Source organism: Aquitalea pelogenes (assembly GCF_041914625.1).
Classification (GTDB): domain Bacteria; phylum Pseudomonadota; class Gammaproteobacteria; order Burkholderiales; family Chromobacteriaceae; genus Aquitalea; species Aquitalea pelogenes.
In genome coordinates, this window is sequence record NZ_JAYSDA010000027.1 from 61277 (window position 1) to 68694 (window position 7418).

General features: G+C 58.4%; 10 protein-coding genes. 6 read left to right on the forward strand and 4 right to left on the reverse strand.

Annotation, left to right across the window (positions count from 1 at the left end; all coding sequences use genetic code 11):
* Nucleotides 1–15 precede the first annotated feature (15 nt).
* Nucleotides 16–774, forward strand: a complete 759-nt coding sequence (gene zapD, locus ACE3SE_RS18065; RefSeq protein ID WP_374557286.1) for a cell division protein ZapD — start codon at nt 16–18, stop codon at nt 772–774.
* 5 nt (nt 775–779) lie between these two features.
* A complete protein-coding gene (yacG, locus tag ACE3SE_RS18070; protein ID WP_374557289.1) occupies nt 780–977 on the forward strand; it encodes a DNA gyrase inhibitor YacG in 198 nt (65 codons plus the stop codon).
* A 54-nt stretch (nt 978–1031) separates the two neighbouring features.
* Here yacG and ACE3SE_RS18075 read toward each other — a convergent pair whose 3' ends face one another.
* Together ACE3SE_RS18075 and tsaE are read right to left on the reverse strand one after the other, a co-directional pair.
* The gene (locus ACE3SE_RS18075) at nt 1032–2273 is read right to left on the reverse strand and encodes an N-acetylmuramoyl-L-alanine amidase (RefSeq protein ID WP_374557291.1); all 1242 of its coding nucleotides are present in this window, start codon (nt 2271–2273) and stop codon (nt 1032–1034) included.
* Entirely contained in the window at nt 2234–2719 is a 486-nt protein-coding gene (gene tsaE, locus ACE3SE_RS18080; protein ID WP_045845433.1) for a tRNA (adenosine(37)-N6)-threonylcarbamoyltransferase complex ATPase subunit type 1 TsaE, read from the reverse strand. Before tsaE ends, ACE3SE_RS18075 begins: the two co-directional genes overlap by 40 nt.
* A gap of 6 nt (nt 2720–2725) precedes the next feature.
* On the opposite strand from tsaE, the gene queG reads away from it, so the two are divergent.
* Nucleotides 2726–3817 carry a tRNA epoxyqueuosine(34) reductase QueG gene (gene queG, locus ACE3SE_RS18085; protein WP_374557293.1) on the forward strand — a complete coding sequence of 364 codons (1092 nt, stop codon included), beginning with the start codon at nt 2726–2728 and terminating at the stop codon, nt 3815–3817.
* Between the two features lie 56 nt (nt 3818–3873).
* Here queG and ACE3SE_RS18090 read toward each other — a convergent pair whose 3' ends face one another.
* Both ACE3SE_RS18090 and ACE3SE_RS18095 read right to left on the reverse strand, forming a co-directional pair.
* Nucleotides 3874–4338, reverse strand: a complete 465-nt coding sequence (locus ACE3SE_RS18090; RefSeq protein WP_052693773.1) for a GNAT family N-acetyltransferase — start codon at nt 4336–4338, stop codon at nt 3874–3876.
* A 2-nt stretch (nt 4339–4340) separates the two neighbouring features.
* Nucleotides 4341–4760, reverse strand: a complete 420-nt coding sequence (locus ACE3SE_RS18095) for a MaoC family dehydratase (RefSeq protein ID WP_131355813.1) — start codon at nt 4758–4760, stop codon at nt 4341–4343.
* A 240-nt stretch (nt 4761–5000) separates the two neighbouring features.
* On the opposite strand from ACE3SE_RS18095, the gene ACE3SE_RS18100 reads away from it, so the two are divergent.
* The 3 genes from ACE3SE_RS18100 to ACE3SE_RS18110 form a co-directional block, all read left to right on the forward strand.
* Nucleotides 5001–5750, forward strand: a complete 750-nt coding sequence (locus ACE3SE_RS18100) for an electron transfer flavoprotein subunit beta/FixA family protein (protein WP_045845408.1) — start codon at nt 5001–5003, stop codon at nt 5748–5750.
* 3 nt (nt 5751–5753) lie between these two features.
* Complete coding sequence (locus tag ACE3SE_RS18105) at nt 5754–6689, forward strand: electron transfer flavoprotein subunit alpha/FixB family protein (RefSeq protein WP_374557296.1); 936 nt, start codon at nt 5754–5756, stop codon at nt 6687–6689.
* A 215-nt stretch (nt 6690–6904) separates the two neighbouring features.
* The coding region (locus tag ACE3SE_RS18110) for an acyl-CoA dehydrogenase family protein (RefSeq protein WP_374557298.1) at nt 6905–7418 on the forward strand (514 nt) is incomplete at its 3' end.

A 7418-nucleotide genomic window follows, 5' to 3' on the forward strand; every position in this document is an offset into this window, starting at 1 on the left:
AAGGGCAGACGTCTTGTGATCAGTTTCGAGTTTCCTGTCACCGAGCGAACCCGCACATTGCTGCGTCTGGAGCAGTTGTATGATCGGCTGGCCTATTTTCTGGGCAAAGACCATGCAATGGACCACCATGCGGCATTGCTGGTGCTGTTCGAATTGCTGGAGACTGCATCCCGTGCTGACCTGAAAGCCGACTTGCTGCAGGAGCTTGAACGTCAGAAGCAGGTGCTCGAAGCGCTGCGCGAAAATCCGAATGTGGCGGAAGACAGCCTGGACAAGGTGCTGGACGAAATTGAGCTGGCAGCCGGAAAGCTGCATGGCATTACCGGAAAGTTCGGCCAGCATCTGCGCGAAAACGAATGGCTGATGGCGATCAAACAGCGTGCAGGTATCCCCGGCGGGACTTGCCAGTTTGATCTGCCCTCCTACTATTTGTGGCAGCAGAAGTCGGCTGAAGAGCGACGTCGTGACATGCGGCGCTGGGCGGCACCGCTGATGCCGACGGCCGAGGCTGCGCGCATCCTGCTGCATCTGCTGCGTGATAGTGGCAAGACGCATCATTATGTTGCGCGCAATGGCGCCTTCCAGCAGATGTCCGGTGGCAAGGTGGTGCAGATGATCCGTATTGCCTACGATCCGGCCTTGAACGTGCTGCCGGAGCTCTCGGCCAACAAATATGCCATCAATGTCCGTTTTGTCAGCGCAGTCACCGGTGAGAGCCGTCCGCGCCAGACCGAGTCGGATGTTGAATTCACTTTGACCAACTGCAAGTTCTAAGCCTTATGTCCCAAGCTGTTCGTATTGTGTCCTGTCCCACTTGCAGCGCCGCCGTGCGCTGGGAGCCAGCCAGTCAGTATCGTCCCTTTTGCAGTGAGCGTTGCAAGATGATTGATCTGGGTGAGTGGGCCAACGAGACATACCGTGTGCCTGCGGTAGAGGAAAGCCCGGATAGCGAGATTGATCCTGCGCGCTACCGCTGATCCATTCAAGAAAAAAGCCCGCTCACGCGGGCTTTTTTGCGTCTTGTTCCTGCCTCAGGCTCGGGCTGCCAGCGCGGCCCCCTGGGTGAAGTAGGTTTTTACGCCGCTGAGGATGGAGCCGGCCATCTGTTGCTGGAAGTCGCTGTCCAGCAGGCGTTGCTCTTCTTCCGGATTACTGATGAAGGCGGTTTCCACCAGGATGGACGGGATGTCCGGTGCCTTGAGAACGGCAAAGCCGGCTTGTTCCACCTGGGAGCTGTGCAGCTTGTTCAGACCGCCTACCTTGCCCAGCATGATCTTGCCCAGTTTCAGGCTGTCATTGATGGTGGCGGTCTGGGTCAGGTCGAGCAAGGTATGTGCCAGGAACTTGTCCTTGCTGGCAATTTTCACCCCGCCAATCAGGTCCGAGCTGTTTTCCGATTGAGCCATGGTTTTGGCGAAGGCACTGGAAGCGCCTTTTTCGGACAAGGCGAAAACCGAAGAGCCGCGGGCGCTACGGTTGGGCGCAGCATCAGCATGGATGGAAATGAACAGGTCGGCATTCAGCTTGCGCGCTTTGGCCACGCGCACGCCAAGCGGAATGAAAATGTCTTCCTCCCGGGTCATGAATGCCTTCATGTTGCGCTCGGCATCAATCATACGCTTCAGCTGCTTGCCGATGCGCAGCACGATATCTTTTTCGCGGGTGCCATTCATGCCGATGGCACCGGGGTCTTCACCGCCATGGCCTGGGTCCAGCATCACCACGATGGGGCGGTTGCTGTCGTTCTTCTTCGGCTTTACCTGTGGCGGCGGCTCGGTGAGCTTGCCCTTGTTGTAATCGTCGAGCAAAGCCATCAGCGGGTCATCTTGTGCGCCACTGGTGGGGTAGAGGTCGATCACCAGACGGTGTTTGTACTCCGCCACCGGATTGAGGGTGAAAGCCTGCGGTTTGACATCGGTTTTGAGTTCCAGCACCAGGCGGACGGTATCCGGACTGAATTGCCCTGCGCGGGCTGTCTTGATATACGGGTCGGCATCGGCAATCTGGCTGCTGATGTCTTTCAGCACGCTGTTGAGTTGCACGCCTTCCAGATCAATCACCAGCCGGTCGGGATTGCTGATGGTGAACTGTTTGAACTTGATGGCGTCACTGGCTTCCAGCGTGATGCGGGTATAGCTGGATGCCGGCCAGATACGGATGGCAACCACCTGGCTGTTGCTGGCAAAGCCCAGCTTGCTGACGCTAAGCAGGAAAGTGGCGGCAGCCGCACCAATCAGGCGGCGGCGGATGGGGTCGAAAGTCGAGTCAGGCATGACTGTCCGGTTTCTGTTCTTGCAGTTAAACGATACGTGCGACCTGTGTTGCTGACTTCAAGTTCCAGTGTCAGATCGGCAGGCGGTAGCAAAGCACCGGCCTTGTCCGGCCACTCGACCAGACAAACGCTATCCTTGCCGAAGTAATCACGGAAACCTGCGTCATCCCATTCTTCCGGGTCAGCAAAACGATACAGGTCGAAATGATGGATGGTGAAGTCGGCAAAAGGGTAGCTTTCCACCAGCGTGTAGGTGGGGCTCTTTACCTTGCCATGATAGGCCAGGCCAGCCAGCAGGCCACGGGTAAATGTGGTTTTTCCTGCACCAAGGTCGCCTTGCAGGAAAATGACCACACCTGCCTGCAGTGCGGCAGCCATGCTTGCGCCTAGCGCAAGGGTTGCTGACTCATCGGGCAGGTTGCCACTGCGAACGCTGGTATCATCCATGGCCATATGACTGAGAAATCCTATCAAAAACTGGATTATCCCGAATTGGCCGGGCAAATCAAAGCCTGGGCGCAAGATTTGGGCTTTGCCGCGGCTCGAATCAGCAAGGCCCAGCTGCCAGCGCAGGCCGAGGTGCAATTACAGGCCTGGCTGGATGAGGGGTGCCATGGCCAGATGGATTACATGGCCCGGCATGGCAGCCTGCGGGTCAAACCGGCGGACCTGGTACCCGGCACCCTGTCCATTGTCAGCGTGCGCCTGCCTTACTGGCCGGCGGAGGCGCTGGCCAGCGAAGACGTGCTGGCAGATGGCCGACTTGCCTATCTGTCGCGCTATGCCTTGGGGCGGGATTATCACAAGGTGCTGCGGGCACGTTTGCAGAAACTGGCAGACAAAGTGGCCGAGCATATCGGCCCGTTTGGCTACCGCGTGTTTACCGATAGTGCGCCGGTGGCCGAAGTGGCGCTGGCCGCACAGTCCGGCCTTGGCTGGCGCGGCAAGCACACCTTGCTGTTGAACCGCGAGCAAGGCTCGCTGTATTTTCTGGGCGAGTTGTTTACCGACCTTCCTCTGCCTGCCGATGTGTCCGAGCCAGAACACTGCGGCCGTTGCACCCGTTGTATCGATGTCTGCCCGACCCAGGCCATCACCGCACCTTATAAAGTGGATGCGCGGCGCTGCATCTCCTATCTCACCATCGAGTTGAAAGAGGCCATACCACTTGAGTTTCGTTCCATGATTGGCAACCGTGTCTATGGTTGTGATGATTGTCAGCTGACCTGTCCGTGGAACCGCTTTGCCGTGCATACCCGCGAGCCGGACTTTGCCGTGCGGCATGGTCTGGATCAGGTCAGCCTGCTGGAGTTGTTTGGCTGGAGCGAGGCCATGTTCAAGGAAAAACTGGCCGGCAGTCCGATATACCGTATCGGCTATGCCAAATGGCTCTCCAATCTGGCCGTTGGTTTGGGTAATGCGCCGTATGATCCGGACATCGTGGCTGCTTTGCAGCAGCGGCAGGATTACCCGGATGAACTGGTGGCCGAACCGGTGCGCTGGGCTCTGGCTTGCCAGCATCAGCGCCAACCACAAGCGAAATAAGAAAAGGGAGCTTGTGCTCCCTTGTGGCATGGCTACAGCCCGGATTGCTCCAATGTTTACTTCAATGGCTTGGTGAAGTGAAACGAGGAAATGCTGAAGCCCTGGCGGAAGTACAGGCGGTGGGCTTCGGTGCGCCAGGTGCCGGAATCCAGCACCTGATAGCCACATCCCAGTCGACGGGCTTCTGTTGCACACCAGTCCAGCAACAGGCTGCCGATGCCGCGTGAGCGATGTGCTTCGTCACTGACCAGGTCGTCAATATAAAGCCGCAGGTCCTCGTAGGTATTTTCATATACCCGAAACAGGGCCAGGCCCAAAGGGCGGCCCTCGCTGTCCACCGCTGCAACCATGCGGGCACCGTAGCTGCACACCCGTTGCATTTTTGCTGCATAGGCAGCACCGTCCACGGGCAGCATGGGACGCAGCTGATGATGCAGCTGGCTACAGCTGGCCAGCAGCTCCGGAGCAATGACATGGCCCTGCTCATCGGTCAGGGCCACTACCTGCAAAGCTGTTTTCATCCTTATTCGGCTCGGCTTGGTGCAATCACCAGCGACTCACCATCCAGCACCACCTTGCCTTGCACCAGGCATTGGGTGGCCAGCTTCACACGCTTTTTGTCCGGGAAAATTTCCACCACGGTGGCGCGGGCGGTGACAGTCTGACCAATACGCACCGGTGCCTTGAAACGTGTGGATTGCGACAGGTAGATGGTGCCGTTGCCGGGCAGCTTGGTTCCCACCACGGTGGAGATCAGGCTGGCGGTCAGCATGCCGTGGGCAATGCGGGTCTGGAATGGTGTGGTTTCGGCATATTCCTGGTTGATGTGCACCGGGTTGTCATCACCGGAGACCGCAGCAAACATCAGGATATCGGCTTCGGTGATGGTTTTGGCGTACTCGGCAGAGTCGCCAACCTTGATATCTTCAAAGTAGACAGTCATGCATGATTCTCCGGCTATGACGTTGAAATTGTTGCACTGCATTGTGCCATGCGGCAGACGAAATGCAAATTAAGCGGAAATGACGTAGTATCTGCAATCAGTTGTTTTTTTGCTACGTGTCACACACAAATAATCAACCAAACGCTCGTTTGAAAAAGCGTTAGGGCATAATCGGGAAACACCACGGTAGCAAGTCCCTTCCCAGTTCGATTAACCCAGAGAGCTATTCGCTGGAGGAATATGAAAGTTCTAGTCGCTGTTAAACGCGTTGTCGATTACAACGTGAAGGTTCGCGTAAAGGCCGACGGTTCTGATGTGGATATCGCCAACGTCAAGATGTCGATGAACCCCTTTGACGAAATCGCGGTAGAAGAAGCCGTCCGTCTGAAAGAAGCCGGCAAGGCCAGCGAAATCGTGGTCGTGTCCATGGGTGTCAAGCAGTGCGAGGAAACCCTGCGCACCGCCCTGGCCATGGGTGCCGACCGCGCCATCCTGGTGGAAACCGAAACCGAACTGCAGCCCCTGGCCGTGGCCAAGCTGCTGAAAGCCGTTGCTGACAAGGAACAGCCGCAGCTGCTGATCGTCGGCAAGCAAGCCATTGACGATGATGCCAACCAGACCGGCCAGATGGCTGCTGCCTTGCTGGGCTGGGCACAAGGCACCTTCGCCTCCAAGGTGGACGTCGCTGCCGAAACCGTGGACGTGATCCGCGAAATCGACGGTGGCCTGGAAACCGTCAAGCTGCGTCTGCCGGCCGTGGTTACCGCCGACCTGCGCCTGAACGAGCCGCGCTTCATCAAGCTGCCCAACATCATGGCCGCCAAGAAGAAGCCGCTGGACAAGACCAGCCCTGCCGATCTGGGTGTGGACGTCACTCCGCGCCTGAAAACGCTGAAAGTGGCCGAACCGGCCAAGCGCTCTGCCGGCATCAAGGTAGCCAACGCTGCCGAGCTGGTAGCCAAACTGAAAAACGACGCAAAGGTGCTGTAAGCCATGGCCATTCTCGTTATCGCTGAACACGACAACCAGAGCCTGAAAGCAGGCACCCTGAATACCGTAACCGCCGCTGCCAAGCTGGGCGAAGTACACGTACTGGTGGCCGGCCACAACGCCGCTGCTGCTGCCGATGCGGCCAAGAGCGTGGCTGGTGTGAGCAAGGTACTGCTTGCTGAAGCTGCCCAGTACGCCCATGGCCTGGCCGAATCACTGTCCGCCCTGGTGGTGGAAGTGGCCAAGGGCTACAGCCATGTACTGGCTCCGGCCAGCTCCTTTGGCAAGAACCTGCTGCCGCGCGTGGCTGCCTTGCTGGATGTGGCACAGATTTCCGAAATCACCGCCATCGAATCCGCTGACACCTTCGTACGCCCGGTGTATGCCGGCAACGTGCTGGCCACCGTGCAATCGGCCGATGCCATCAAGGTAATCACCGTACGTACCACCGCTTTCGACGCTGCTGCCGCTCAGGGTGGCTCTGCCGCCGTGGAAAGCGTGGCTGCTGTGGCTGATGCACAGCTGTCCAGCTTTGTCGGCCAGGAACTGACCAAGTCTGACCGTCCGGAACTGGGCGCTGCCAAGATCATCGTATCCGGTGGTCGTGCCCTGGGTTCGGAAGAGCAGTTCAAGTCCGTGATCGAACCGCTGGCTGACAAGCTGGGCGCTGCCGTAGGTGCTTCCCGCGCTGCCGTTGATGCTGGCTACGCACCGAACGACTACCAGGTTGGCCAGACCGGCAAAGTGGTTGCGCCGCAACTGTACTTCGCCGTGGGCATTTCCGGTGCCATCCAGCATTTGGCTGGCATGAAGGACTCCAAGGTGATCGTGGCGATCAACAAGGACGAAGAAGCGCCGATCTTCCAGGTGGCCGATTACGGCATCGTGGGTGACCTGTTCACCGTGGTGCCGGAACTGCTGGCCGAGCTGTCCAAGTAATGGTGTGCGGGGAGGGGCGCCCCTCCCCATCCGAGCAGGCAAGATAGCCGCCGGATCAAAACAAAAAACAACCGGCAATGACCGGTCTGCTTCGTGGAGGAGCCAGCTTTCCCGTTACCCGCTAACGGGAAGGTGCGCTCATGCATCAGGTAGACGGCGTGCCGGTTTTTTCATATCTACGACGATTGTTGTGCAGCAAGAATGAGGAGAGATTCATGATCTATAACGCGCCAGTCAAGGAAATCCGTTTTGTACTGAATGAATTGGCCGAACTGACCTCGGTGTGCAGCCTGCCGGGTTATGAAGACTGCTCGGTCGAGCTGGTGGATGCCATTCTGGAAGAAGCCGCCAAGTTTGCCGAAGGCGTGCTGGCTCCCATCAACAAGCAGGGCGACAAGGGTGCCACGCTGAAGGACGGCGAAGTGACCGCCGCGCCTGGCTTCAAGGAAGCCTGGCAGCAATATGTGGAGTCCGGCTGGGTGGGCCTGCGTGCGCCGGCTGATTTTGGCGGGCAGGGCATGCCGGCGCTGGTGGCGATTGCTGCCGAAGAAATGTGGTGCTCATCCAATCTGGCCTTTTCGCTGGCACCGCTGCTGACGCTGGGCGCGGTAGAGGCCATTCACCACCATGCCTCGGAAGAACTCAAGGCGGTTTACCTGCCGCGCATGTCCAGTGGCGAATGGACCGGCACCATGAACCTGACCGAGCCGCAAGCCGGTTCCGACCTGG